This is a genomic window from Pseudomonas kuykendallii (assembly GCF_900106975.1).
GTDB classification, from domain to species: Bacteria; Pseudomonadota; Gammaproteobacteria; order Pseudomonadales; family Pseudomonadaceae; genus Pseudomonas_O; species Pseudomonas_O kuykendallii.
Window position 1 is genome coordinate 81,345 of the sequence record NZ_FNNU01000006.1, and the last position, 23,655, is coordinate 104,999.

Consider the following 23,655-nt stretch of genomic DNA (forward strand, 5'->3'; position numbering starts at 1 on the left):
TTTTCAGAGGGTTGGCTGTCAGGCCTGGCCAGGCAGTTTGGAGATGGTGCGCCAGGACATCGGGGCGACACCGGCGTCGAGACGGACCTTGAAGGCGGCTCCGTCGATGGTGAAGCCTTGCTGCTGCTCTAGGAACGGCGTTTCGTTACCGTCCAGGTAGGCGACCTCGACGGTGTCGTGCACAGCCGGATCGGCGGTGAGGTAGGTATTGATCTTGCTCTGCGCGTCCAGGCGCGCATCGGCGATCACCTCGACCAGGCCTTTCACCGGGTTCGGGACCTTGGCGTCGACCAGCGCCGGGTCGTACTCGGCGTTGATCAGCGCGTTGGCGGTGGAGCGCAGCGCCACCGGCACCAGCCAGTACTTCGGCATGATGTTGAGCACGGCATCGCCTTCTTTCTGCGTCTGCATCGCGGACAGCGCTTCGTCCAGGCGTGCGGTGGACAGGCCAGCAGCAGGCAGGAGGTTGCCGTGGTCGGCGTGGAACAGCGCCTTGCCGTCGGCCATCTTCGGGTTGTTGGCCAGCACGGCGTACACCAGGTCACCCACGGTACGGATGGCGGCACGGCCCATGCTGCGCGGGATGCGCTCCAGCACGGCGAGGTCGTCGTTGATCACGGCCTGGCGGGTGATGCTGAACAGCTTGCCGTAGGTGGCGAGCACGATCTGTTCCTTGCGATCGCCCACGGTGCCGTAGGTGTACTCGGCGCCTTCCGCGACCTTCGACAGGTTGGGGAAGGTGGAGAGGTCCACGCGGGTGGCCGGGCGGAAGTCGGTCAGCGTGCCTTTGGCGGTCCACAGCTGGAAGGTCTCGGCCGCCTCGTCGTAGCCGCGCAGCATCGACTTGTGGGCGATGTCGCCCAGGATGCTGCCGAAGTCCGAGCTGGAGTGGGTGAAGGCCAGGCCGACGATGCCCATGCGGTCCAGGCCAGCGATGCCGATGTTCCGGTGGATGAGCGAGGCGCGAGCCAGCTCCGCCAGAGGCATGCCGACGAACTTGTTCTCCTTCTCGGCCTTGGCGTGGCCGGTGCGCGCTTCGACGCAATTGCGCACGGAGTCGCCGATCAGGTTGCCGTTGCCGACGTTGATGTGGGCCATGGGGTCCGCCGTGGGGGTGGTGGATTCGCCGAGCTTGGCGAGCAGCTTCTTCTCGGCCTGCGCAGCGGTGATGGTCATGTCGCGCAGGCATTCCTGCAGCAGCTCTGCCTGGGTGCTGGCGAACGGCGCGAACGCGGCGCTGATCGCGGTGCGGCGCGCGTTCTCTTCGGCCTGCACCTGGGCGCGGGCAGCGATCATCGGGTCGACCGGCGGAGTGGCTGGCGCGGCCGGAGCCGGCGCGGCTGCGACCGGTGCGGCGGGTGCAGCTGCTACCGGCTCCTGCGGTTGGGCGGCCGGCGCAGCGGGTGCTGGCGTCGGGTTCGGAGCAGCCGGCGGGGTGACTGACGCGCGCGGCTGCATGAGGTTCTTCAGTGCTTCGGGCATGTGGGCAAACTCCTGCATGCGTTTGGAGGTGAGGTGAGCTGCCGCGGCGAGCGGCTCAGTAAGTTGGTCGGCGAAGCCGGCCTCGACAGCCTCGCGGCCTGTCATCCAGGTTTCCTCCTTGAGGAGGGCTTTGATTTCGTCGGCGCTCTTGCCGGTTTTTGCGGTGTAGGCGGTGACCAGCGAGTCCTCGACCTTGTCGAGCAGTTCGGCGTAGCGGCGCATGTCGTCGGCGTCGCCGCCCTGGATGCCCCAGGGTTTGTGCACCATCATCATGGCGTTCTCGGGCATGAAGACCGTGTCGCCGGCCATTGCTACGACCGAAGCCATCGAGGCTGCCAGACCGTCGATGTACACCTCGACGCGCGCCGGGTGATTCTTCAGCAGGTTGTAGATGGCCATGCCGGCGAACACGTCGCCGCCGGGCGAGTGGATGCGCAGGTCGATGTTGGCGATGTCACCCAGCTCCTTCAGGTCGCGGGCGAACTGCTGCGCGGTGATGCCCCAGCCACCGATCTCGTCGTAGAGGTAGATCTCCGCGCGGCCACGGGACAGCGACTTGATGGTGTACCAGCTCTTGTCCGGTACGTTTTCATCGGTCAGCGCTGACGTCAGTTTCGCCATCGGCGCCATCAGGCTGCCCGCCGCGGCCAGGATTCCCAGCTTCATTTGGCTGCCCATTGGCGCCTCCGTTTTTCCCATAGAACTGGTGGTAGGCGTCGGAGCTGAACACCAGCCCCTTCTCCCTGTTGGTTGCTATCTCAGCGGCGCGTGCGCGCTTGAGTTCCTGCGGGTTGCGGCCACGTGCGCGCGCAACCTCGGCCTCGTCGGCAAAGCCGGCTTCGACCAGGCTTTCCCACGCGGTGGCTTCGTGAACCGGGTTGATCCACGGCATCACCGGCCCTTGGTAAATGGCGCCGTAGAGGGTCTTTGGATCGACATCCGCCGGCAGCGGCCGCCCGCGGGTGAGCAGGTACATGGCCAGCCACTCGCGGTAGACGGGGCGCGCCCAGTAGTCGATGAATTCGTGTTGCACCAGGTCGTAGCCAAGCTGCGCTTCCACCAGCTCCTGGCGCTGCGCCGAGTAGGTGCCGTCGTAGCTGCGGGACACGGTGGAATAGGCGCTGCGGCTGCCGGCGGCCACGGCCTTGAGCTGGCCGTTGCGGTAACTCTCGAGGAACGGGTTGGGCCGGTTGCTGGAGATGGTGCCCACCTCCTCGCCCGGCAACAGGGTGTCGATGACCATGCCCGGCGCGATCGGGAAGGTCCGGTCGCCGCGCTGCTCGCCGTTGGCGGGCCTGTCGTACATGTCGGGAGTGCCCTTCTTGATGAACATCGCCAGGGCGGCGGAGATACGGGCGGCGACGCGCTCGCTCTCCTCGTAGTCCTTGATGTCCGCCAGGCGGATGAGCACCGCGTGCAGCAGTGGCAGGCCACGGTTCTGGCCGATGCGCTTGCGATACGCGATGTGGATGATCCGCTCGGCGTCGACTCGTTTGGTCTGAAAACGCACGCCGAAGCCCTGCATGCTGCCCGGGTGTTGCTTGAGCAGGTAGTAGGCCCGGCGGCGGCGCCAGGCGTCGCGCTCGATGCCCTGCAGGATGCCGGCGCCTTCGTCGTTGAAGTCCCAGGGCAGGTAGTCGGCCTCAAGCAGTTCGAGCGCGAACGGCACCTCGGTCAGGTAGGTGTAGTTCGCCACGTTGCCGCGGAGCTTCTGCGCCAGGGCCTCGCCATCACGCAGCCAGGATCGGCATACAAGCCGCTCCATCTGCGGGCGGGTCAGCTCTCCGGACGTTTCCGGACGCAGGGACCACTCCGCCCAGGCCGCCTTGATCTCCGCAGCCAGATCCAGATGCAACTCGCCGGCGTAGGTGAGCGGGATCGGCTCGACGCCGATACCGGCGCCACCGACCACACGCTCTTCGAGCCGATCGAACAGACCGGTGACGATGTCGTGGTCTTCGTCCAGCTTGCGGCACTGGTCACGCAGGGACTTGGCCGAGACCTGCAGGGACAGGTCCGCGCTGCGCGGCTGCCCCTTTGCCTTGTGCGTGCGGCTGGGCTGGGCTGCTTCGTAGGCCTGGATCGCCAGCCGCGCCGCCAGGCGCTGCGCAACCATGCTGGGCGCGAACGGAGCCAGCAGGCGGTCGATGAAATTCATCATTCGAAGGTCGCCAGCGAGTAGCCGTTGCTTCGTCCGGCGGCGTTATTGCGCTCGGTTGCTACGCGGCGCTCCCATTCCAGCCGCCCTTCGCGGATCTGGTTCAGGTCGGCCATGGTAAGGTTGCGTCCGGCGAAGGTGATGCTGCGCCCTTCGAGCACCGCGAGCTCTGCCTCGAGGTACTTGTCGAGCATCCGTTGTGCCGTGGTCACGGTAGCCATGGGTCGTTTCCGAGCTTGAGCCAGCCGCCCGAGGCAGCGTTGGCGGGTTGTTTGGTCTGTTCGCGCTTCACCACTTCGCCGTCCACCGGTGTGGCCATCGCAGCAGCGAGTGCATCAAGGTCCAGGCCGAAGCGCTGCTGGCTGATGCGTAGCGCCGCCAAGGCGTACACGAAGCAGTCGAGCGCCTCGTTGCGGCGGCCGCCGGCGTCCCACCGCGAGACGCGCTGGCCCTTCTCGATCTTCAGGACTTTGCGTTCTGCAGTGAGCTGCTTGAGTTCGGTTTCGTCGCAGATGTCGTCGTTGGCCGGCAGATGCACGACGCCTGGTTGCGACTCGCCCTGCTTGGCCAGGTCGGGCTGAAGCCTGAGCCTGCTGTAAATCAGCTCCTTCGCGTTGTCGGTGCCGACTTCGGTCAGGTAGACCCGCGAACCCTTCGTCCGGGCGCGGGGAAAGTTGGCGATGGGCTTGCCGTAGATAGGGGCGCCCCGGATCGGGATTACCCACTGGATGCCGTGTTTGCGGCTCTCGGCGTAGACCTCGTCGGTGTAGTGGCCGGCGGAGTCCCAACACCAGCGGTCAACCTTCATCACGACGCCGTCGGCGCGGGTGAACTGCCGCTGCAGCTCCACGCCGACTTTGCGGCGGAGCTCTTCGCTGGCGGGGTCTCCCATCAGGATGAAGCGGTAAACGAGCCAAGCTTCCTCGCCGGCGCCGAACGCCCAGACCCGACCCTCATAGCGGTCATCCTGCGTATCGATCCCGCCCTGGAGCGTGACCGCGCGCGCCGGGATGCCCGCCCAGACTTCGCGACGGCCGTGCAGTTGCTCCCAGTCGAGCTTCTCGCCCTGATCGTCTTCCCAGGTTTCGCCGAGGGTGGTGTTGACGAAGGTGATCAGCTTTTGCCGATCGTCCTTCACCTTGAGCCACTCGCCGACCAGCTTGAGCCACGTGCTCCAGGTGCTGTAGATGGCCCAGGCGAAGAAGCTCACCGAGCGCGGCGTGTTGACGGGTTCGCCGGCCTGGTCGAACCAGTCCATTGCATCCCGTGTCCAGATGCCGGTGTTCTCGCAGACCCAGCGGCCTGTCTTCGATGCCTCGACCATGTCGGGGTGGAAGAAGATCGCGGCACAGTGCTCGCAGACGTACCAGACCTTGGTCGCCTCGCCGAGGGCGTTCTTCTCCCACTTCACCCCGAACTCGCAGTCCTTACCGCCCCACTTCAGCGTCTGCTCCTGGTGGCAGTGCGGGCAGGCGACGTGGAAGCGCAGCCGGTGGGGCGACTCGTCCGCCGCCTTCGTGACCTGGCAGGTGCCGGCCAGCTTCGGCGTGGAGCCACGAATGGACTTGGGGTACACCGCGCCGTCGAGGCGCTTGTCGCCCAGGGTGACAGGGTCGCCCTCTCCTTCGATATTGGCGTCGAAGTTCGACAGCTCGTCGTAGATCACCTCGTCGGCGGACTTCTCGCGGTAGTTGCGCGATGCCTTGCCGCCGCGAATCCAGAGCGTCCGCCGGTTGGCGAAGATCTTCTGACCGAGGGTGTTATCGCTGTGCTTCCGGTCGATCCAAGGAGCGAGTTCGCGGATGACCGGCACGTCGCGGATCAGGCCGTTGACGTGGCTTTTGCTGATGTCCTCGGCGTCCGGGTCGGTCGGACTCCACATCATCACGTTGCGGCGCTTGTGCTGGATCTTGTAGCCGACGTTGGCCAGCAGCAGCTTGGTGTAACCGATCCGGGCCGACTTCACGAAGTTGACCACAGCGATCAGGTCGTTCCCCATGGCGTTGAGGATCGCCACCTGGAACGGATCGGTCGTCCATTTCCCCTCGTTGTACGAGGACTCGGCCGACATGTAGAAGTGCTTGTCCGCCCACTCGACGGCGGTGAGCGGGGGTTCCTTGTAAAGCGCCTGGAGTCCGAGCTTGATCCCCTTCTGAAGATCAGTCAGCCAAGGACTCAAGGTACTCATCGAGGAATTCCGGAAGGTGTTCGCCAAACTCCGCGGCGACGTTGCGCGCCAGGGCGATCTCCCGCTCTATCGACTCCAGCACCCGGGCATCAATGTCCGGGTGGCGGCGACTCACGGTCTTGCCGACGGTTTCGAGTTTCGAGCCGATCTGCGCAGAAATCTTGGCGAGCGCGAAGGTCGCGAACGGCACCGGTACCAGAATGCGGTCGCTGACCTGGTTCTTTTGCTCTTGGGCATAGGCCTGGGCCGTGGTGAGGCGGAGCCGCTCCTGAACGAGCTTAAGCTCAGCGAACGGATCGAGACCTTCAGGGAGACCACCCTCAGGTTGCTGTTTCCGCATGGCGTGGTCGACGCGATTTCCGACCACATCCTGCACGGTGTAGAAGGCCTCGCGACCAATACGCGCAACTGGCTCCACGCCCCATTTTTCAAAGGCTTGCGGAGAAATCCCCAGGCTCGAAGCCATCTCGGATTTGTTCAACCATCCGCGCTGCTTGGTTGTTTCGTTTTTGGCCATGACTAAACAACAACCAACCTCTGAATTTGGGTCATACATCGCTGGCGCGCGGGGCTCGAATTACCCGCAGACGGGGTGGCCCCCGGGAGGACCCGTCGTCCATCGCGCCGCACCGTCATCGGCGCCGCGTCGTCAACGCTCGTCCCAGAGCGAGCCGGAACTGCACGTCCAACTGCTCCTCTGCCACTCGATCTCCAACACCGAAGAAGTCGAAGTCCTTGCGGTAGCCAGGCCGGCCAGCGAAGGCGAGCAACAGCTTCACCTTGTCTCGCCCTCGCCCTGTACGCTCGGCAATCCCGATCGGCCCGGCGCTGTTGCGCAGCACGAAGTAGCGCCGGCGGTTGCCGATGCTGCGCTTGCTGTCCGTGCTGTTGGCATACCGATCGAATTGAGCGCCAAGGCCCGAGATGATCTTCTGCAGCTGACCGCGCCCGATGTTGCCGAACTGATCGAGCTTCGCGTCCCTGCCTGGAACGATGTACTTCCCATCAGGGAGGATGCCGCGAGCCCGCAGCAGCTTCTCGCTGCGCTTGTCCTGGCGCTGGCCACCGTAGACCTGTGGTGTCAGCCAGCGCGTCGCTGGTGCAGCCTTGTCGGACTCATCCTTCATCCACACCCTGGCAACAAGCTTCTCCTTGGTGGCAGGGAAGACGCGCAGGCTGTTGAGCGTGTAGGGCGTAGGCCGGTCGAAGACCGTGCGCATCTCGCTCTGCAACTCCGCCTCAACCATCTTCGCGGTCGTGGTCAGAGCCAGGGCAGTAGCGAACGGCAGCTGGCGCTCGACGATATCAGTCAGCGTGCCCAGCTGCTCGGCAAGCCCTTTGGCTTCGATCTTGAACATGTCACGGGCCCATGGGTGCTCGCGCTCACCCTGTCTGCGCTCACTGCCGCGGCATCCGGCGACCGGTGTCGTACTCGGTATTGCGTCGCTCTTCGCCGTCCCACTTCGCGCTCCAGTCCAGGCGCACGACCAGGGCGACGTTGCCTCGAGCGCGGAACACCAGCACGGCCAGCACCACCAGAATGATCAGCAGGAACGGCGAAACCGGGCCCGAGGTGCCCAGACATACCGACAGCGCGAAGCAGCCAGTGCCCACAGCGAGCAGCCAGGCGCACAGGGCAGCGGTCGGCCGGTACGCGGAATCTTGCTCGCGCCGGTAACTGACGATCCGCCAGCAGATCGCGGCGCACAGGGCTGCAGCGATGAGGGTCCAGATATCAGTCATTGGGGCCTCCACGACGATTCAGGATGAAGCGCAGCCAGCCCGGCGCGCGGCCTCCTTGCCCCCATTCCAGCAGGCTGACGCAGATGACGGTGCACAGCAGGCCGCCCAGGAACGACGCCAGGCCGGACGTAGCAGTCCACTTCCGGCCCAGCATCTCTACCGCGACGTAGTAGCCGAACACCCACGACGCAATCAGATAGCCGGCGCGAGCGATCGGCGAAATGTTCTGTTTGAACACGATGAAGAACAGGGCGCCGCCGAACGCACCCACCACCGCATTCAGGTCAACGCCAGGGAACAGGCTTGCCGCAGTGACGCCGAGGGCGCCGGTGGTCATCACCACCACCCCAGTGCTTGGCTCAGCCATCGAACTCTCCCAAAATACCACAAAGGTGTTGTATTACTACATAAGTGTTGTATGCTGGTCCCATCCCAACATCAGAGATGAGGTGATGAAGCACAGCGCATTCAGACGATGGTTGAAGGACCACGGGGTGACCTTCGAAGCCGGCAAGGGAAGCCACTTCAAGATCACCGCCCCGAACGGCAAGCAGACGACCTTCGCGGACCACGGATCAAAGGAAATGCCTGAACCGACCCGCAAGGCGATCATTAAGCAACTGGGGCTCTGAAGAGCCCCCTTCGCCTTTTCGCTGAGCTATTGCCTCACCGCACCAATCCACCCACATAAGGGGGAGCTATGTACGACTACGCAATCCGGTTCGAGAAAGACGACAGCGCGCCAGGCTTGGCCGTGTTCTGCCGTGACTTGCCCGAGCTGAACTCCTATGGCGATGACGAAGCGCACGCGCTTTCGGAAGCGCTGGATGCCATCGAGACGACCCTCTCGATCTACGTCGACCAGCGACGCGCGGTTCCGGCCGCGTCTCCGCCAGAGGCCGGCGAACACGCGATCCGGCTGCCGGCGCTCACCGTGGCGAAGATCGCGCTGTGGAACGAGATGGTGGCGCGCGGTATGCGCAAGGCTGATCTGTGCCGCCTGCTCGGCGTGTCGCAAACCCAGGGCGATCGCCTGGTCGACTTCACGCACAGCTCGAAGATGGACGCCCTTGAAGACGCATTGGCCAAGCTAGGCAAACGCCTGGTGCTGAGCGTAGAACCAGCCGCCTGAAACAAAAAAGCCCGGCTCAATGGCCGGGCTCTGGTGTCGTCTGCGTCCTAACCACGCGCAGAATCGACAGGATGGGATTAATTTCGCTCAGTCGCTCACTGGAGTCAAGCGGCGGCGTTGTCGATCAGCAGCCCCTCGGCAGCCATCACCTCGTGCGCATGGTTCACCGCCTCGGTCACCCGCCCCTCCAGCCAGTTGCGAATGTCGCGCCGCCATCGGTTGCGCGTCTGCTCCGGGCGGCCCTCGCCCTCCCAGCGGTTCATGTCGTAGTAGCTGTCCGGTAACACCAGCATGTCCGTAGAGCGCTTGCCGTCCACGCCCTTGAGCTTCGGGATCGCCCAGGTGGTGACGGCGTACTGCACGAACAGCCGGCCCGCCGGGGACGGCACGAACGGGATCGCCGCTGCGATCGCCTGCACCTTGCGCCCTTTGTGCGTCGAGTACTTCGCCACCAGCACATTCCAGTGCAGCGGCCGCAGTTGGCTGTGCAACCGCGCGTGCAGCCAGCAATCGATGTCCCTCATCACCTCGGCCGGCAACCCCATGCCGGACGGTTCCACCTGGTAACCCGCCGAATACAGCTTCTGCCAAGCCTGCTTCGCCGTGCTATCGATCGCGTCGGCCGCCAGGCAGCGAACCAGCGCGCTTAGTGTGTCTCGGTAAACCATGCCCTTCTCCCCTCAATCGCCCGTCCAGTTCCCGCCGCCGCGGTGATGCTTGTTGTCCCTGCCGCCGTAGTCCGCCGCTGGCCCGGCCGGCTGGGTTTGTTCGTACAGCCGGACGATCTGCATCGCCCGGTTGAGCCGCATGCGCAGCAGCAAGATCAGCTCCTGCGCCTCGATCTTCTCGCCGCTGGCCCGGTCAACCAGGCCGCCGCCGTCGCAGCCGGCGCACTCCATTTGGTGGAAGATTCCCTTCACCCAGCCGTTGCCTTGGCACGCGTCGCACTCCCGCACCGCGCGCAGGGCAAGCCGGGCGTCCGGCCCGGGCTGACGCCTCACGCCTTCACCGCCTGCGTGGGCGAATGCGCCATGTAGCCGTCGATCACCTGCATCGCCTCGTCCATGCCGCGGCACACGATCGCCATGTACCCCTGCTGCTCCACCGCCATGAGGAACGCCGTCTGCGAGTCGGAGACCGGCGCCGCGTGCGGAGGCGTCGCCTTGAACTCGATGTACAGGCCGAACCAACCGCCGCGCGCCATCGGCAGGCAGAAGTCGCTCACACCGGCCTTCACGCCCTGGGCCTTCAACTTCGCGGCGACGGCCTTCACGCGATGCCCGCCGTTCGGCACGTGGTATGCCAGCTTCCACGCCAGCGGGTGCCGCACCTGCAGCCAGCGGAACAGCGCGGTTTGCTCCATCCCCTCGTAGTCGACCGAAGGCGCACGGCGCGGCGTGGATGGCCGCTTCCACTTCTTGAGCAGCGCCTCACCCATAGATGGCTCCTCCCCGAGGCCGCCGGCGCACTTTCGATTCGCACACCCTGCAGCGCTCCCAGGACCCGGCCTCGAACATCGGCCAGCGGCTGGTCGAAACAGCGGACACGCCGCACAGCGAGACCCATTGCCGCTCCCTGCCCTGGGCGCCGATCCGGTCACTCGAAATGGGCCTGAACAGATGCGCTTTCACCCCCACGAAGCTCGCCTTTCCCCAGCCCTCGCGCTCCATTGGGTGCCCGCCGATCTGGATGCCCGAATCCGGCTCGAACACACCGATCTCTGCAAGGCTGGCAGCACGGATCAGGGCGGCGTAGGCATCCGGCTTTTCGCCTGGCTTCTGCTCGTTTTCCATGTTCTCCATCTACCTCTATTGGAAATGGGATTTATCGCCGAAAGCCGCGCAGCACTAAGCCGCAACGTCATTCGTGGAAGATGTGGTTTCGGGTGTTTTCAGCCCGTGCGCCTCGGCGAATCCGCGCTCATCCAGCCACGCGTGCCAGCGCTCGAGCGCCTCGCGCCGCAGGTCGATCACCGTCGTCTTGATGTAGGTGCCGGCCAGCTTGCCCATGGAGTGGTTAAGCAGCAGCTCGCCCACCAGGTAGTCGATGCCGATCTCCGCCCACACCGTGCGTGCCAGCTTGCGCAGGTCGTGGCTACGCCATTGCCGCTTGCTGATGGCACGGATCATCGCGCTGGCCTGCTCCTTCGAGGGCGCCTCGCCGCCCTGCAGCGCGAACACCCACGGGCTGCCCCGGCGAGCCGCGTGCTGCCGCTGGCGGTAGCGATCGAGCAGCGCGCACACCTGGGCAGTCAGCGGCACCGTTAGCTCGACACCGGTCTTCGTGTTCTCGGCCGGGATGATCCACACCCGCTCCGCCAGGCTGATGTGCTGCCAGCGCGCCATGGCGGTCTCGGATATCCGCGTGCCATGGGCCAGCATCATCAGCGCCAGCAGGCCGCCCACCGCGTCTTCGTCGAAGGCCTTGCACAGCGCTGGCACCAGCGCAGGCACGTCGACCGGCAGCAACCCGGCAGCGCGCGGCGGAAGCTGCCCGGTCCAGAAGTCCCGCCAGTTCACCGCCGCCAGCGGGTTCTCGTCGATTCGCCCCTGCCGCTCCGCGAGCGCCAGCGCCTGCTGCAAGCCCTGCACCGCTTTGTGCACCGTATGCGGCGAGTGCGTCTGCTGCATCGGCCAAACCAGGCGGTCGTCGATCACGGCGCGGTTCAGCTTCTTCACCACCACCGATCCCAACGCAGGAATCACGTGCCGGCGGATCAGGCTGCGCATCGTGCGGCGGTAACTGGCAGAGACGGATCGGTTGAGTTCGAGGCGGTCGCTCCACCAAGTCAGCACCTGGCCGGTCGTCCGCAGGGCCGCGGGCTTGCTCATGCCCGGATACCCACGAAGTTCAGCGCACGGATGGCCTCGGCACGCGTCTCGCCGTAGCGCTGCATGCGCAACCAGGTGTGGACGTTCGGATAGTCGAGGGTGGAATGGTTGTGCCAGAAGTTGCGCGGGATCTCGCGATTGAAGTTCGCCAGATCCACGTCGTAGTAGGTCTCAAGCGCGCGGTGGACGCCGAAGGCGTTGTTCCAGACCTGCATGGGATAACCGACACCATCCCACGGCAGTACCTGGTGGACGACCTGGCCGCCAATGAAGCCTCCCGGGCAATGCCCGATATACGAAGCGACCTCGCCAGCCAGCACGTAAGGCGAGCGCGTCGACTGAAGCGCGGGCACCACAAAGCCGGCCGCAGCCGCGCCGGCCATAAGCTTCAGCAAAGAGCGGCGAGTGATCATGCCGGCACCTCGCTCGCCTTGGTAAGGGGAACGTAGCCGTCACCTCGCAGAGGCATGAGATTCCTTTCCACTACGCATTTCCCGATGTTCTCTGGCCGGCTACCGCCGATGATCAGCGCCAGATCGCCCGGTTTGAAGCGACGCGACTCACTCATGGCGGCGATCCCCTGGCAAGCAGGACATCGCCTTCTGCCCAGCAGACGTGACCACTACGCAGGTTGCGTCGATGGTTTCGTTGTAGAAGGTCCCGACAGTGTCATCGCTGCCGAGCACGCCGATCAGGTGAACTACGATGGCAACAGATGCCAGGACAGAGAGCGCCAGCGACGCGCACGCGGTGGCGTTGGATTGGCGCGAATCACCCATGGCTCACCCCACCCGCCAGCACATGCCCGTGTGGCACGCGGAAGCCCGAGGCGTTGCGGTGCCCGCCGCCGCCGTACTGCTCGGAGATGGCGCCGACGTCCACGCCGTTGTCGCTGCTGCGCAAGCTGAACACGCGCTCCTCCGCCGCGTCGTAGTAGGTCGCCGCGAAGGGTTCGCCTTCGAGCAGCACGTGGCCCACATCGCTGGCCATGGTGTACGGCGCGTTGACCACCGGCACGTCGTGGTCGCCGATCATCATCCGGCGCAGCGAGGAGCGGATCACGGCGGCAACGTCCTGGCGCTGCTTGCGCTCGATCGCCTTGCCATCCTGCAGCAACTGGCGCACGCCGCCCTCCATGAAGTGCGCCCACACCTCGAATTCCTGCGGATAGCTGAACAGGCCAGCCATCACCTCGCGTGTGGCGCTCAGCGAGAAGCGCCACAGATCGCGGTCCTCGATGTAATCGACCAGTGCCGGGCGACCCCAGCCAGGGTTCAGGAAATCCCACGTCAGGCCCGCTCCGCTGCGCCGAATGTCGAAGATGGCCGAAAGCCGCAGCTCTCTCTGGCGCCATGCGTGATAGCCCATCGGCGCCTCCGGCAGCGCCGCCAGCGCCTCGGCCGCCGTCTTGTGGTGATCGATCACCAGCACTTGCTCGGCAACGTCCGCCATCGCCTGCAACGTTTCCAGTGGGTAGGAAAAGTCCACCACCAGCACCACCGCGCCGGCGACATCCGGCGGCGCCGAACCGTACTTGGCCGGGTGAAACTCCACGTCGCGCCCCAGCGCGCGCCACACCGCATAGGCGGCGCCGAAACCATCAGCGCAGCCGCCGTGGTAGATGCAGATCACGCGTTCTTGTTCAGCCATGGTTGGCTCCTTGTCGATTCAGTCCCATCCGCTTCAGCAGCTGCTCCCGGGCGCCCTGCCCGGTGCCTGCCAGCCCTTCCCGCTCCAGCCGCTCCCGCATCTGCTGCTCCGCGTGCTCTTCGTGCACCTGGGCGGCCGGCTTGCTGCCGTCGTGCGCCAGGGCCAGGCGTGGCGGGGTGAGTTCCTCGCCGCAGGCCACCTGCAGCACCAGTTGCTCGTAGTGCGCCTCGAAGGCTTTGCGCAGCGCGGCGGTGCGGTAGCCATCGGCGGTGCGCAGGTCGTGCGCGCCGGTAGCGATCGCGGCGATCTTCACCGCCGGGTGGCTCCAGCGGTGCCGGGCGTTCATCGCGTGGCTCACGGCCTCGCGGTAGGCTGCGTCCATTGTCGGCAGCCCCACAGCCTCGGGCCGGGGCAGGCACAGCGCCAGGAAGTCCCCGTAGCTGGGCAGGCTCTTGCTGGCCCGCCCCACCTGGTGCTCGGCGCCGAGGCGCATCAGCGCCAAGTCGAACAACGGCTTCGGCACCTTGGCCAAGCCCATGCGCATCCAGCTCGCCTTGGCCGCGCGCAGCTTCGCCGGGTCGCCGGCGGGGAACTCGAAGCGGAAGGCCGTCGCCAGGCCTAGATCGGTCTGCAGCGTGGCGAACACCAGGTTCACCCGCGCCGCCAGTTCGGCGCTGTCACAGAACGTCGATCCCATCGGCCCAGCTGGTGTCGGTGAGGTTTTCGGCGAGGGTGATGCTGCGGCCAGCAGCGCCGCCACGGGTTGGGGTCGAGTCATGGGTTGCTCCAGCGGCCAGCGTGGCCCGATTGCGCACGGCGTGCTGCACCAGGCGGCGGCACCAGTCGGCGTGGGTGAATTCGTGAGGTTGGGTGAGCCAGTAGCCGGTGAACTCGCCGACTAGCGCCGGCGTGATCGCCTCCAGCGCCAGCCCGGCGGTGCGCAGCGGAAAGCGCAGGTTCACCTCGTCGGGCTGCCAGGCCGCATGCATCTCGAACCGCCGACGCCGGTCCTCACCGGAGGTAGCGTTAGCTACCGAAGGTGAAGATGAAGAAGAAGAGGAAGATGTAGAGCCGTCACTTTCGTGCGGGGTGGGTGCTGCCTTGGGTGCTGCACCCTTGCCCGCACCAAAGCCCCCCTTGGGTGAAGGGTTGGGGTCATCACCATTGCTCGCACCAAAGCGCGAACTCTCCCCCCGCTTGGTGCGCACATACTCGTCACGCACCATGCGCGGCGAGTACCAGATCGGCCCGGCCTGGGCGGCGATCAGCTCCACCGGCTCGCCCTGCTTCCGCCCGCTCACTGGCGTGTAGATCATCGGCTCGCACTGGCCGGCCTCGGCGCCGTACAGCACGCCCTTCTCCACCAGCTCGCGCACCAGCGCAATAGGGGCGCCCAGGGCCTGGGCTATCTCCTTGAGGGACCACCGCAGCACGCCGTAGTGGTCGCTGTCATGCATCAGCCCCATCAGCTCGATCCACACGCCCCGGGCACCCCAGCTGCAGCGCCGCAGCTTCGCGTTGTTGCGCCAGTCGGCCGGGTAGAACTGGAAGGCTGGGCGCTTCACAGCCGCCCCCTGGCCGAGTACTCCTCAGTCACCACCGTGCGCCGCACCAGCTGCGCCGGCACCGGCAGGCGCTCCAGCACGTCGGCCGGGCGATCCTCGAGCAGCAGGTGGCCCATGCCGACCACCAACCGCTCGCAGATGCCGTCCACCACCTCATTGAACTGCGGCACCGTCTCCAGGCCGCGGCGCTGGCATTCCTCCCAGATGCGCCGCTCCGCCAGGCTGATCTGCGCCAGCGCGTGGTGGCTCATGCGGTCGCGCGGCGTGCCGCTCTCCATCCCGTAGAGCTTGCGCAGCGCCTTGGCCGTACCCGCCACGCCACCGGTAAGCGCGCGGTAGATGCGGTTGGTGGCGTTCTCGTGCGCCCAGCGGCGCTGGTTCTCGCTGCCGTCCAGGGTGCCGATGTAGTCGTGCAGGCTCTTGAACATCGCCTTGCCGATGCGGCGCTGTTCCGACCACGCCGCGTCACGGCCACCTGTCACGGCGTGTTGTTTTGCAGCGTCCTCCAGCTCGCGCCAGCGGCGGATCACCTTCATCCGCAACGGCGCGCTGTAGCCGGTAAGCAGGCAATCCGTGTGGTCCCGGTCCAGCCGGTACTCGGTTTGCGTGCGCTTCGCCGAGTCCAGGTAGATGCATCCAAACTTGGATGCATCCTCTTCCAGGTCCTTCAGCAGCACCTCGATGTCGCGCTTCACGTGGAAGTGCTTTTTCCCGGTCAGCTCGGCAATCTCCCGGCTCGACATCGTCAGCGGGTTGTCGCTCTTGGTCACTTGGCTCATAATCGCTCCAGTGAATGTTGTGTTGCGTTGTGTTGTTGAAGAAGCCGGGCTGCCACCCGGCTTTTTTGTGCCTGCGATTCAGCTCACCACGTGCAGGGTGTTTACCCCGCGGTGCGCGGCCAGCTCGTTCTCCATCCTCCGGCGCATCTCGTGCGCTCGGCTCTCCACCGCCAGCAGTGCGGCGATCGCGTTCGGCAGCAGCGGCAGGTCGCTCGCATCGATCTTCCCGTCCGCCAGCACCGCGCCGGCGTGCTCCACCACCTCGCCCAGGCGCACCACCAGTTGGCCGAAGGCGTTGATCGGGCAGCCCTCCGTGCCGGCCGCGCGCGCGCCGATCAGCCCGTGCCGCGCCGCCAGCTCGTTCAGGCAGCGCTCGCGGTACTCGGCGTCCAACGCCTGCACCCAGGCCTCTTCCACCCAGGCCGGCAGCTCCACGTCGCCGCCAAGCCAGCGCTGCACCTTCTTCAGCCACGCGCCGGCCTTGGTCAGGTACGCCGCGGCGTCGCCGGTCTTATCCATCGCTTGCAGGTCGGGCACCCCCTTCTCCGCCGCGCGCACCGGCACCAGCCGATACAGCTCGCGGTTCAGCGCGTGGGCGAAGTGGTCTTGGCTGAAGCTCGTGCGCGCGATCATCTCGGCGGCGTGCGCCACCAGCACCTGGTCGCGGCTCTCTGCGGTATGTCGTGGACTGGACGTGTTCATGGGGCGGCGCACCTCGTACGCTGGATTCATGGAAAAGCGGATAGGGATTTCACCCGTGCAGAAAGAAGCCCTTCACCGAGCATCAAGGCGTACGGTCAAAGCCGCCGGCCTTGTGCAGCCCACCTGGCTAGGCACCAGCTGCTTCGCGGCTCAAGTGCTCTTCGTACATGGCGTCGATCGCGACACCCACCGAGTAGCTGGGGTTGGCAATCTCCCCATTCCTGATGCGGAAGATCGTCGAGGTATCGCACTTGGCGCGCTCTGCGACCGCCTTGTAGGTCATGGCCCCGCTTAGCAGGGCATTCAATTTGTCTGGCAGGGCAACGTCGCTCATACCATTCCTCCTATGAAGATATGCACATCTTCATGCACTGGTGCATACATGTCAACGAACTGCTCCCTTGCTGTATGCACCGCGCAGAAACACTATGCGCGGATGCATAAAGGTATCGATTCAATCCTCGCGGAACTGATGGCCAAGAACGGCGACAATCAGGTTTCGCTCTCGAAATCGACGGGCGTCGGCCAGTCGACGCTTTCGCGCATCCTGAAGCCGAATGGCCCGAAAGGGATCAAGAGCCCAACCGATGAGCAGGTCTCGAAGCTTGCTGCCTACTATCGAGTGAGCACAGACCAGCTGCGCGGCCGCGTGCCGCTGGACAGCAAGGCTGCCGAAATCAATGCCGAGCCCGAGAACAGCTCGCCGGTTCGATCATCAGCTGACATCGTGAAGGAGATGCTTGCGAAGCACGGCAAAGCCCTAAGCGAGAGCGCGCGCGAGAAGATAGTGACCGCCGTTGAAGAGGCACAGCCCGATTACGTCCCGGCGTCGAATGTCATTACGGGCCATTTTTCCAAGATTGTCCGTATAGGCGAGGGCGACATCCTGATACCCCAATACGATGTGCGCGCGTCCATGGGACACGGTCAGGTCCCTGCCGAGTATTCGGAGTTCATCCGGAACGTTGCCGTCAACTCGTCCGAGTTCGAGAAGATGGGCCTGGCGTATGAGTCGGCCTCAAGCCTCGCCATCATCACCGGCTGGGGCCAGTCGATGGAGCCTACGATCAATGACAAAGATCCGCTGATCATCGATCGCAGTGTGGTCGAGTTCTCAGGCGACGGCGTCTATGTGCTGACCTGGGATGGCGATCTCTACATCAAGCGCCTCCAGAAAGCAGATGTGCCCGATCATCTTGACATGATCTCCGACAATCGGAATCACAAGGACCGAGTCGTTCCGGTCGACGACGTAAGGATTCACGCCAAGGTTCTCTATATCTGGAACGGAAAGAAAGCCTGATACGACAGAGCTAAAAAGAAGTCCACGCACATTTATTTAGAGCCAAGATTTCCAATCAAATATTTAAAACAAAACCGCATAATCAAGGATGAGTATGGATCACGAAGCAATTTTCGCCTTTATAAAAGCCAACCCAATTAGTAGCCCAAAAGACTTTTCCAAGATACCGGGTTATACGCCATCAATAGATTTCAGCGAGGGCACGGGCAGGAAGTTTGCGATAGCATATACCGATTACAGTTTTTCAAAACTCGATGAAACCGTATGCGGTATAGATGGCTGCAAACAGACCCACCAAAATGGTTGGCTCGTAGCGTCCAGCGACGACCTAATCACCAATATAGGCAAGGATTGCGCAAAAAGGCATTTGAACCTTAATTTCGGCAGCGTCAAAGCTGCGCTAAAAGAAAGACGGAGAGTCGAATCGAACATAGAAACTATCGGAAAAATTAGAAGCTCCATCAGTGAGCATGAGGAGCGAATAACGAGAATCATTAGGATCGGAGAAGTTCTTTCGTCCTGCGCATTCCTCTTCAAAAGAGAGATGCGTGATGTAAGTGATAAAGTCTCAGGAATGGCTAGGCGTAAAAATCCTGCAATCACAGTTCCGAAGGCATTGAAGGGGCGTGACGCTGATATTTACCTAGAACAAAACAGGCTCCGCAGATCGGATTACCCTGGAGGAATACCTGTAATTGAAGTCCAGATAGGCGTGTTGGACGGCATCTCGTTCTTCAGGGAGCAGATATCAATAGTAGTGATGCAGAACTTGGTAAAGCCTATTTCTGAAATCCGAGAGCTATCTGCTGAGCAAATATCGGAGATGTCACCTCAACGACTAGACAAAATGTCGAGGATGTCACAGGACGCTTTAAGGGCAATTGAGGTTGCGGAGAGTTTCATAAGCCAAGGTATAACTTTTTTCTCCAAATCCAACATAGACAAACTTAGCCTACTCGGGGCTAGTGATTCCGCAAAAGAAAAGCTACTTGGTAAAGCGGAACAGCATCTATATCCATTGATCAATTAGCCGCCCCGCTTAGAGGCAAAACTCTATCCAGCTCTAGCATTTCGCTATAGGGAGTAAGAGCTACCCAGAAAACCGCGAGGTTATCTCTGAGCGGTTCCAGGGGGACACTTTTGTAAAAACATTGATACTTTTCATCCCACTCTGCGATCCGGAAACCATCACATGAGTTGAAGACAACACATTCCTGCCCATCAGAAGGCTTTTCGAGAGCTGTTCTTTTCCACCGCATGGATGTCATAAGTCCGATCTCACCGCCTGTAGTCGTTAATATACAATCGGTCGCTTAGGAGGCAGATTCGACGCGATCAAGCCCAGCCCCGACGCCTGCTATCTGCCGGAATTCTAGCTTGCTCAAAAGGGTGCCTCGTCCTGTAGTGGTACGAATTCCTTTCGCTCAAAAAGCACGTCGTAGTCGCTCGGCAGCCCCCAGCACAGCGTCACCGATCCGTCCTCGTTCTGGTTGATTGTGACCTCGTCGTTCTCGGCGATCAGCTCCATCACCGCGGTCCACGCCTCGTCATCGTCGTAGTCCATCCTATGGATGGTCACTGACCGCGCCTCCTGCGCCCTGGGCGAGTTGATCATCGCCGATACGCGTAGGCCCAAACGCTCCGATGCCGTCAGCGGTTTTTGTTCCTGACGCCCCTTCTGCTTTGCCATCTGCAGCTCCTTATGCACTGTATGTAAATACAGTATTTCGGATCGCCCCTCATCGCAACCCTCCCCCACGTAAAGCTCGCTTAAAAATAATATGCACTGGTGCATTGACACTATATTTGCACCAGTGCATATTTAATCCCGTCGAGGCGGTAATGCCTTGATGGGTCGAGAGACCCCGGGCTACCGGAACGCTCTTTAAAAACCAGCGCCATGAACAGCTAGCCGTACACGCGGCGAGGCAGCCCGAGCGATCTCCTGGCGGGCGAAAGGAATCCAGGGGAAACACAACAGACCGTAGTGCCTCTACCGGCGACCGGCGATCCGACAGGCCCGAACGCCTGCCCACGCCAGGACAACCCTGGACGGCGGATCGAGGGCGAAACGCCCGAACCGCGCGAACGACCCGGCACGCACTGCGCCCCGCCCACCGGGCGGCAATGAGCACCACCACCGCATCACTGATGCGCCTTGGCAACAGGGCGCATTGGGATGCCAACCCAAGAGAGAGTAACGACATGACCCAAGCGACAACGATTGAAGGCCTGAAGGTGACGGTAGGCGGCACCGAGCTTCGGGACCTCTGCGCCAAGCAGGCTGCGTTCCACGCAGAGCGCGCTGTGAAGTACTCCCAGCAGCACGCCAGCCTCGAAGACGCCCAGATCGAAGCAATGCACTACACCAACGGCGACCCCAAGAAAGCCATCGCCGACAAGCAGGCCGAGCACGAGAACAAGGCGCGCGAACTCACCTTCATCGCGGAGCACATCAAGCTGGACTGCGAGTACCTGCTGGACCGCAGTGCGCTGGCAGAAATCGGCGTCATCCGCTCGAGCCGATTTCTCTTCTAGCTTAGAGCGCCTGCGGAAGAGATTGAGCTGAGCGCAAGCATCACCGGGCGTCCAAGCGATTGGGTGCCCGGTATCGCAGATAGGCGGGCTCACTTACCAGGATTATGGGTATCTGTTCTGGGTATCGAGGCTTTGGGTGTCGGCCCATCAGCTTCAATTGCGTCCGAAACTTCAGACGCCGCAGAACCTGACCTCGCTATTAACGACTCTAGCCGATCGATTCTCGCCTGCGTTCGATCGATCTTGGCGCGGAAGTATGCATCTAACATAGCTCGGGCATACGAGCCAGCGATGTAATTAGCGAGCACCGCCGACAACGTGACCATGTAGATCGCCAGGAACGCTATGTCATGCCTACTCGCCGGGCCGTCTTGAACTGCGAACTTGATCAACTGATAAGTCGGCATCAATACGGAATAGATATGGATCGCATAAAACAGGGCCTTGCCGGCCCAACTCCGGATCCGAAGCCTCTGCTCATCCGTCGCTTTAGCAAGTTCGAACACAGCAACCATCACCGAAATTACGAGGGTGATGGCCTCACCAATCCCTATGTGCAAATCCATTTGATACTCCTTTCAACTGTCGGCAGATAGTACCGCGCAATCGGATGACCTTATGCACATCACCGCAACTTCCCTCGCGGGTGTGCTGTCTGGTCTGCTGATCGGGGCGGTGCTGTGGATCAAGGCCCGCCGGCGCCATCACTGAAACCATTCCCATGGGCACCCGCCCGGGCAATCGACCAAGGAGAAGGACAATGCTCATCCTCACCCGCCGCGTAGGCGAAACCATCCTCATCGGTGACGACATCACCATCACCGTCATGGGCATCAAGGGCAACCAGGTGCGTATCGGCATCAACGCGCCGAAGGGCGTGGACATCGCCCGCGACGACATGATCAAAGGCCGCTCGCTCCCGGTCGAAGAGCCGGCCGAGCTGCCGTAACACACTCCTCCCTCCGTGCCGGTTCGGCATGCACACGGGTTAGCGCGGCCAACATCAACCGCAGAGCAGGCGGCTCACCGCCCGGCTCAAAGCGCCCGTGTGTTCGAGTAAATCGGAAGTCTGAGGCGACCGCTGAATGGCGGCGGCCTCGCTACCCCAGTAGCTGCGCTGGGAGACGAAAGAGCGGCCCGAGAAACCTCATGGGGCGTATCGGGGAATGATCTGAGGCGTGCCCACGTGGGCTGCAACGCAGGAAGAGGAAAGACCGCGAAAACCCCTGTGTCCGAGCAGTTGCGGACGTGTACGTAAAAGCGCGCGGTGCGGAAGTAAGCAGGGGTAACGCCCTGGTGTTTCAGATCACTCCCCGATGCTCCCCAGCATCAACCCGCAGAGCTGGCCGGCGGCCCCTTGATAGGGACCTGCGAATAACGCGACCGGGCGCGGTGCCAGACCCCGGACATTCGACCTCGGCGAGCGGCCGCCAACCCCTCCAACGCCGCGCCCAACCGGAGATCACCCCCATGAAATAGCTCATGCGATAGCGCGTGCTCGGACATAAGGCGGCTTGTGTCGAGCTACTCACCCGAGCGGACATCCACGTCCGCGCACGCTCGGGTGTTTTATCTGTGCGCGGCGGTCCGGTTGGCGCCCGGTTTGGGAATCAGCGAGCCATACGAGTCCGGCCCTGGGCATGGCAGAAAAAGGCCCAACACCCCGATCCCCATCCGCATGCGCTCTCCCCGATCCCCATCGGGCACGTCGCCGTGCGCGCAGAGCGCAGCCGCATGCAGATCAACCCACCGAGGCAACCACCATGGCACCGATCCAGATTCGCAGCGCCGGCCGGCACGTGCTCGGCCCCAAACCTCAAACCGGCTTCTGGCAGCTCGAGCAGAGCGGCCGCGTCATCGGCTGGGCGGGCTCGTATGTCGAGGCCCTGGCCCGCCGCGAGCGCTTCGAGAAAGCCGCCAGCACCCCGGCGGTGGTGGCCTGACATGCTGGCCCACGACGAACCCATCTACGACCGCATCAACACCCTCGCGAGTCGCGAGCAGGCGCGCCAGCAGCTGGCCGCCCAGGTGGCGGACTTCGAACGCAACGGCGGCCAGGTGCAACGACTGGACGGGTTCCAGGCCGCCACCCCGCCGCCGCCCACCAGCTGGAACAGCAGCATCACCCGCCAGCGCAAGATTCGGCGCCAGCACGAATTGTTGCAGCAGGTTTTGGCCGAGCAGATCCGCGAGGTGGCGATCACTGAAACCAAGATCGGTCCCTTCGTTCACACCGCCAGCGAGGTGCGGCGCAAGCTCAAGGCCCGCGGCATCAAGGTCAACACCCTGCAGATCGAACAGATCGCCGCGAAGTACCTGATCGAGCTGCGCGACGACGGGCGGGGCCGCGTATGACCGCCAAGACCCCCGCGCAGCGCCAGGCCGAGAAGCGCGAGCGCGACCGGCAGACGGAAGAGGAACGCCTCACCCGCCTGCTCTCCCGCCGCCTGCAGATCGACCTGTTCAAACGCACCGACGCCATGCTCATCGAGATCATGGCCACCGCCCACATCGAAGAGCCGCAGGACATGCTCCAGCGCCTCATCCACGGCGCCCACCGACTCGCCCACCAGGCACCCGCGGTGTTCGCCGAGCTCGTCCGCCTGCCGTAGCTGTCACGGCGCCCTGTCACGAGGTGCTAATTAGCGAATTCGCGAATTGACGAAAAAGCGTTCCGGGAATAACTTTCACAGGTCGCTGCAAAATCAGCGACCTGGGATTGGTCTCCCGGAATGTACAGGCGGGGCACACAACCGCCGCGAAAGCGGTTTTTTTGTGCCCGCAAGCATGGCAATCCTGTTATGGGCGGGCCGTGTGTGGGAGCCCTCGGGCTCGCCGGTTCCTGTACCCGGTAGACCAACCCGCACGGTTCCGCTCACCCGATTGGTCTCGGGCGCGGATTCACGATCTGTACAGGAGTCACCGCCATGTCGCATACCCAACTCGCCACCGTGGATTTTCACGGCCAAGCCCTTACCGTTATCACCGCCAATGGCCAGCGCCTGGTCGCCATGAAGCCAATCTGCGAAGGCATCGGCCTGCAGTGGGAAGCCCAGCTCAAGCGCATGAAGCGCGACGAAGTGCTCTCGACCTGCATGTCCATGGTGGACATTCAGATGCCGCCCGACGATCAGCGACGCCAGGTAACCTGCCTCCCGCTTGAGTACCTGAACGGCTGGCTGTTCGGCATCGATGTCAGCCGCTGCCGCGAGGCGATCCGCCCGACGTTGATCCAGTACAAGCGCGAGTGCTACGCGGCGCTGGCTGCGTATTGGCAGCAGGGCAAAGCCGCCGACGCGCCAGCGCCTTCCCTGCTTCGCCGCCGTTGGCTCGTGAGCTTCGACCGGAATGGAAAGGAAGTGGTCACCGCCGTTCCTCAGGACGCGTGCGTGCTCACCCTCCCTGACTTCCTGAAAGCCCTGGCCGTCGACGGGGACCTGGGCGTAACCGGCGACGAGTTGTTCGAGTTCGCCATAGCAGCACTGGCCAACCTCCGGCGCCGATCGGCTTACATGACCAAACGCCTCAGCGAACTCCAACCTGTTCAGTTGAAGCTGTGATTCTGCGCCCGAAAACCTAATCCG

General features: G+C 63.4%; 34 protein-coding genes. 10 read left to right on the forward strand and 24 right to left on the reverse strand.

Annotation, left to right across the window (positions count from 1 at the left end; translation table 11 throughout):
* Nucleotides 1–18: 18 nt before the first annotated feature.
* From BLV15_RS18410 to BLV15_RS18445, 8 genes are all read right to left on the reverse strand, one after another.
* Complete coding sequence (locus tag BLV15_RS18410) at nucleotides 19–2,160, reverse strand: ClpP-like prohead protease/major capsid protein fusion protein (RefSeq protein ID WP_090231167.1); 2,142 nt, start codon at nucleotides 2,158–2,160, stop codon at nucleotides 19–21.
* The gene (locus BLV15_RS18415) at nucleotides 2,072–3,640 is read right to left on the reverse strand and encodes a phage portal protein (RefSeq protein ID WP_090231168.1); all 1,569 of its coding nucleotides are present in this window, start codon (nucleotides 3,638–3,640) and stop codon (nucleotides 2,072–2,074) included. Before BLV15_RS18415 ends, BLV15_RS18410 begins: the two co-directional genes overlap by 89 nt.
* Nucleotides 3,640–3,861 (reverse strand): primosomal replication protein PriB/PriC domain protein, encoded by a 222-nt coding sequence (locus BLV15_RS18420; RefSeq protein WP_090231169.1) that lies wholly within the window; start codon nucleotides 3,859–3,861, stop codon nucleotides 3,640–3,642. Before BLV15_RS18420 ends, BLV15_RS18415 begins: the two co-directional genes overlap by 1 nt.
* Nucleotides 3,849–5,828, reverse strand: a complete 1,980-nt coding sequence (locus BLV15_RS18425; protein ID WP_090231170.1) for a phage terminase large subunit family protein — start codon at nucleotides 5,826–5,828, stop codon at nucleotides 3,849–3,851. Before BLV15_RS18425 ends, BLV15_RS18420 begins: the two co-directional genes overlap by 13 nt.
* Nucleotides 5,800–6,345: a terminase small subunit gene (locus BLV15_RS18430; RefSeq protein ID WP_090231171.1), complete on the reverse strand. Its 546-nt coding sequence runs from the start codon at nucleotides 6,343–6,345 to the stop codon at nucleotides 5,800–5,802. The genes BLV15_RS18425 and BLV15_RS18430 overlap by 29 nt, the downstream gene beginning before the upstream one ends.
* 115 nt (nucleotides 6,346–6,460) lie before the next feature.
* Nucleotides 6,461–7,186 (reverse strand): hypothetical protein, encoded by a 726-nt coding sequence (locus BLV15_RS18435; protein ID WP_090231172.1) that lies wholly within the window; start codon nucleotides 7,184–7,186, stop codon nucleotides 6,461–6,463.
* A 40-nt stretch (nucleotides 7,187–7,226) separates the two neighbouring features.
* Nucleotides 7,227–7,571: a phage holin family protein gene (locus BLV15_RS18440; protein ID WP_090231173.1), complete on the reverse strand. Its 345-nt coding sequence runs from the start codon at nucleotides 7,569–7,571 to the stop codon at nucleotides 7,227–7,229.
* Nucleotides 7,564–7,938 (reverse strand): putative holin, encoded by a 375-nt coding sequence (locus BLV15_RS18445; RefSeq protein WP_090231174.1) that lies wholly within the window; start codon nucleotides 7,936–7,938, stop codon nucleotides 7,564–7,566. Before BLV15_RS18445 ends, BLV15_RS18440 begins: the two co-directional genes overlap by 8 nt.
* Before the next feature lie 85 nt (nucleotides 7,939–8,023).
* Between BLV15_RS18445 and BLV15_RS18450 the strand changes: the two genes are divergently transcribed.
* Together BLV15_RS18450 and BLV15_RS18455 are read left to right on the forward strand one after the other, a co-directional pair.
* A complete protein-coding gene (locus BLV15_RS18450) occupies nucleotides 8,024–8,203 on the forward strand; it encodes a type II toxin-antitoxin system HicA family toxin (RefSeq protein ID WP_090231175.1) in 180 nt (59 codons plus the stop codon).
* A gap of 68 nt (nucleotides 8,204–8,271) precedes the next feature.
* Nucleotides 8,272–8,703 (forward strand): type II toxin-antitoxin system HicB family antitoxin, encoded by a 432-nt coding sequence (locus BLV15_RS18455; RefSeq protein WP_090231176.1) that lies wholly within the window; start codon nucleotides 8,272–8,274, stop codon nucleotides 8,701–8,703.
* A 104-nt stretch (nucleotides 8,704–8,807) separates the two neighbouring features.
* Here the strand turns inward: BLV15_RS18455 and BLV15_RS18460 are convergent, their stop codons facing one another.
* The 14 genes from BLV15_RS18460 to BLV15_RS18520 form a co-directional block, all read right to left on the reverse strand.
* Complete coding sequence (locus tag BLV15_RS18460; RefSeq protein ID WP_090231177.1) at nucleotides 8,808–9,371, reverse strand: hypothetical protein; 564 nt, start codon at nucleotides 9,369–9,371, stop codon at nucleotides 8,808–8,810.
* A gap of 12 nt (nucleotides 9,372–9,383) precedes the next feature.
* Nucleotides 9,384–9,704, reverse strand: coding sequence for a hypothetical protein (locus BLV15_RS18465; protein WP_139210751.1), 321 nt, complete (start codon nucleotides 9,702–9,704; stop codon nucleotides 9,384–9,386).
* A complete protein-coding gene (locus tag BLV15_RS18470; protein WP_090231179.1) occupies nucleotides 9,701–10,141 on the reverse strand; it encodes a VRR-NUC domain-containing protein in 441 nt (146 codons plus the stop codon). Before BLV15_RS18470 ends, BLV15_RS18465 begins: the two co-directional genes overlap by 4 nt.
* Nucleotides 10,134–10,505, reverse strand: coding sequence for a hypothetical protein (locus BLV15_RS18475; protein WP_090231180.1), 372 nt, complete (start codon nucleotides 10,503–10,505; stop codon nucleotides 10,134–10,136). The genes BLV15_RS18470 and BLV15_RS18475 overlap by 8 nt, the downstream gene beginning before the upstream one ends.
* A 45-nt stretch (nucleotides 10,506–10,550) precedes the next feature.
* Nucleotides 10,551–11,534, reverse strand: coding sequence for a tyrosine-type recombinase/integrase (locus BLV15_RS18480; RefSeq protein WP_090231181.1), 984 nt, complete (start codon nucleotides 11,532–11,534; stop codon nucleotides 10,551–10,553).
* Nucleotides 11,531–11,947, reverse strand: a complete 417-nt coding sequence (locus tag BLV15_RS18485) for a hypothetical protein (protein ID WP_139210752.1) — start codon at nucleotides 11,945–11,947, stop codon at nucleotides 11,531–11,533. Before BLV15_RS18485 ends, BLV15_RS18480 begins: the two co-directional genes overlap by 4 nt.
* A complete protein-coding gene (locus tag BLV15_RS22170) occupies nucleotides 11,944–12,102 on the reverse strand; it encodes a hypothetical protein (protein ID WP_175534398.1) in 159 nt (52 codons plus the stop codon). The genes BLV15_RS18485 and BLV15_RS22170 overlap by 4 nt, the downstream gene beginning before the upstream one ends.
* Nucleotides 12,095–12,313, reverse strand: coding sequence for a hypothetical protein (locus BLV15_RS18490; protein ID WP_090231183.1), 219 nt, complete (start codon nucleotides 12,311–12,313; stop codon nucleotides 12,095–12,097). Before BLV15_RS18490 ends, BLV15_RS22170 begins: the two co-directional genes overlap by 8 nt.
* On the reverse strand, nucleotides 12,306–13,184 hold the full coding sequence (locus tag BLV15_RS18495) for a phosphohydrolase (RefSeq protein WP_090231184.1): 879 nt from the start codon (nucleotides 13,182–13,184) through the stop codon (nucleotides 12,306–12,308). The genes BLV15_RS18490 and BLV15_RS18495 overlap by 8 nt, the downstream gene beginning before the upstream one ends.
* On the reverse strand, nucleotides 13,177–13,881 hold the full coding sequence (locus BLV15_RS18500; RefSeq protein ID WP_090231185.1) for a replication protein P: 705 nt from the start codon (nucleotides 13,879–13,881) through the stop codon (nucleotides 13,177–13,179). The genes BLV15_RS18495 and BLV15_RS18500 overlap by 8 nt, the downstream gene beginning before the upstream one ends.
* The gene (locus BLV15_RS18505) at nucleotides 13,862–14,749 is read right to left on the reverse strand and encodes a DnaT-like ssDNA-binding domain-containing protein (RefSeq protein WP_090231186.1); all 888 of its coding nucleotides are present in this window, start codon (nucleotides 14,747–14,749) and stop codon (nucleotides 13,862–13,864) included. Before BLV15_RS18505 ends, BLV15_RS18500 begins: the two co-directional genes overlap by 20 nt.
* Entirely contained in the window at nucleotides 14,746–15,528 is a 783-nt protein-coding gene (locus BLV15_RS18510; protein WP_245728225.1) for a Rha family transcriptional regulator, read from the reverse strand. Before BLV15_RS18510 ends, BLV15_RS18505 begins: the two co-directional genes overlap by 4 nt.
* A gap of 78 nt (nucleotides 15,529–15,606) precedes the next feature.
* Nucleotides 15,607–16,230 carry a hypothetical protein gene (locus BLV15_RS18515; protein WP_090231187.1) on the reverse strand — a complete coding sequence of 208 codons (624 nt, stop codon included), beginning with the start codon at nucleotides 16,228–16,230 and terminating at the stop codon, nucleotides 15,607–15,609.
* Between the two features lie 127 nt (nucleotides 16,231–16,357).
* Nucleotides 16,358–16,564 (reverse strand): hypothetical protein, encoded by a 207-nt coding sequence (locus tag BLV15_RS18520; RefSeq protein WP_090231188.1) that lies wholly within the window; start codon nucleotides 16,562–16,564, stop codon nucleotides 16,358–16,360.
* Nucleotides 16,565–16,612: 48 nt separating this feature from the next.
* Between BLV15_RS18520 and BLV15_RS18525 the strand changes: the two genes are divergently transcribed.
* Nucleotides 16,613–17,533 carry a S24 family peptidase gene (locus BLV15_RS18525; RefSeq protein WP_245728226.1) on the forward strand — a complete coding sequence of 307 codons (921 nt, stop codon included), beginning with the start codon at nucleotides 16,613–16,615 and terminating at the stop codon, nucleotides 17,531–17,533.
* Nucleotides 17,534–17,627: 94 nt separating this feature from the next.
* On the forward strand, nucleotides 17,628–18,563 hold the full coding sequence (locus tag BLV15_RS21955; RefSeq protein ID WP_139210753.1) for a hypothetical protein: 936 nt from the start codon (nucleotides 17,628–17,630) through the stop codon (nucleotides 18,561–18,563).
* Nucleotides 18,564–18,914: 351 nt separating this feature from the next.
* Here BLV15_RS21955 and BLV15_RS18530 read toward each other — a convergent pair whose 3' ends face one another.
* Nucleotides 18,915–19,223, reverse strand: a complete 309-nt coding sequence (locus BLV15_RS18530) for a DUF1654 domain-containing protein (protein WP_090231190.1) — start codon at nucleotides 19,221–19,223, stop codon at nucleotides 18,915–18,917.
* Between the two features lie 437 nt (nucleotides 19,224–19,660).
* Between BLV15_RS18530 and BLV15_RS18535 the strand changes: the two genes are divergently transcribed.
* Nucleotides 19,661–20,071: a hypothetical protein gene (locus BLV15_RS18535; RefSeq protein WP_139210754.1), complete on the forward strand. Its 411-nt coding sequence runs from the start codon at nucleotides 19,661–19,663 to the stop codon at nucleotides 20,069–20,071.
* Nucleotides 20,072–20,160: 89 nt separating this feature from the next.
* Here the strand turns inward: BLV15_RS18535 and BLV15_RS18540 are convergent, their stop codons facing one another.
* Nucleotides 20,161–20,637, reverse strand: a complete 477-nt coding sequence (locus BLV15_RS18540; protein ID WP_090231192.1) for a hypothetical protein — start codon at nucleotides 20,635–20,637, stop codon at nucleotides 20,161–20,163.
* Between the two features lie 194 nt (nucleotides 20,638–20,831).
* Between BLV15_RS18540 and csrA the strand changes: the two genes are divergently transcribed.
* The 5 genes from csrA (at nucleotide 20,832) to BLV15_RS18565 (ending at nucleotide 23,631) form a co-directional block, all read left to right on the forward strand.
* Entirely contained in the window at nucleotides 20,832–21,020 is a 189-nt protein-coding gene (csrA, locus tag BLV15_RS18545; protein WP_090231193.1) for a carbon storage regulator CsrA, read from the forward strand.
* An 814-nt stretch (nucleotides 21,021–21,834) separates the two neighbouring features.
* Complete coding sequence (locus tag BLV15_RS18550) at nucleotides 21,835–22,014, forward strand: hypothetical protein (protein WP_090231194.1); 180 nt, start codon at nucleotides 21,835–21,837, stop codon at nucleotides 22,012–22,014.
* Between the two features lies 1 nt (nucleotide 22,015).
* Nucleotides 22,016–22,426: a hypothetical protein gene (locus tag BLV15_RS18555; protein WP_090231195.1), complete on the forward strand. Its 411-nt coding sequence runs from the start codon at nucleotides 22,016–22,018 to the stop codon at nucleotides 22,424–22,426.
* Nucleotides 22,423–22,683, forward strand: coding sequence for a hypothetical protein (locus BLV15_RS18560; RefSeq protein WP_090231196.1), 261 nt, complete (start codon nucleotides 22,423–22,425; stop codon nucleotides 22,681–22,683). Before BLV15_RS18555 ends, BLV15_RS18560 begins: the two co-directional genes overlap by 4 nt.
* Before the next feature lie 315 nt (nucleotides 22,684–22,998).
* A complete protein-coding gene (locus BLV15_RS18565; RefSeq protein WP_090231197.1) occupies nucleotides 22,999–23,631 on the forward strand; it encodes a phage antirepressor N-terminal domain-containing protein in 633 nt (210 codons plus the stop codon).
* Nucleotides 23,632–23,655: the final 24 nt, after the last annotated feature.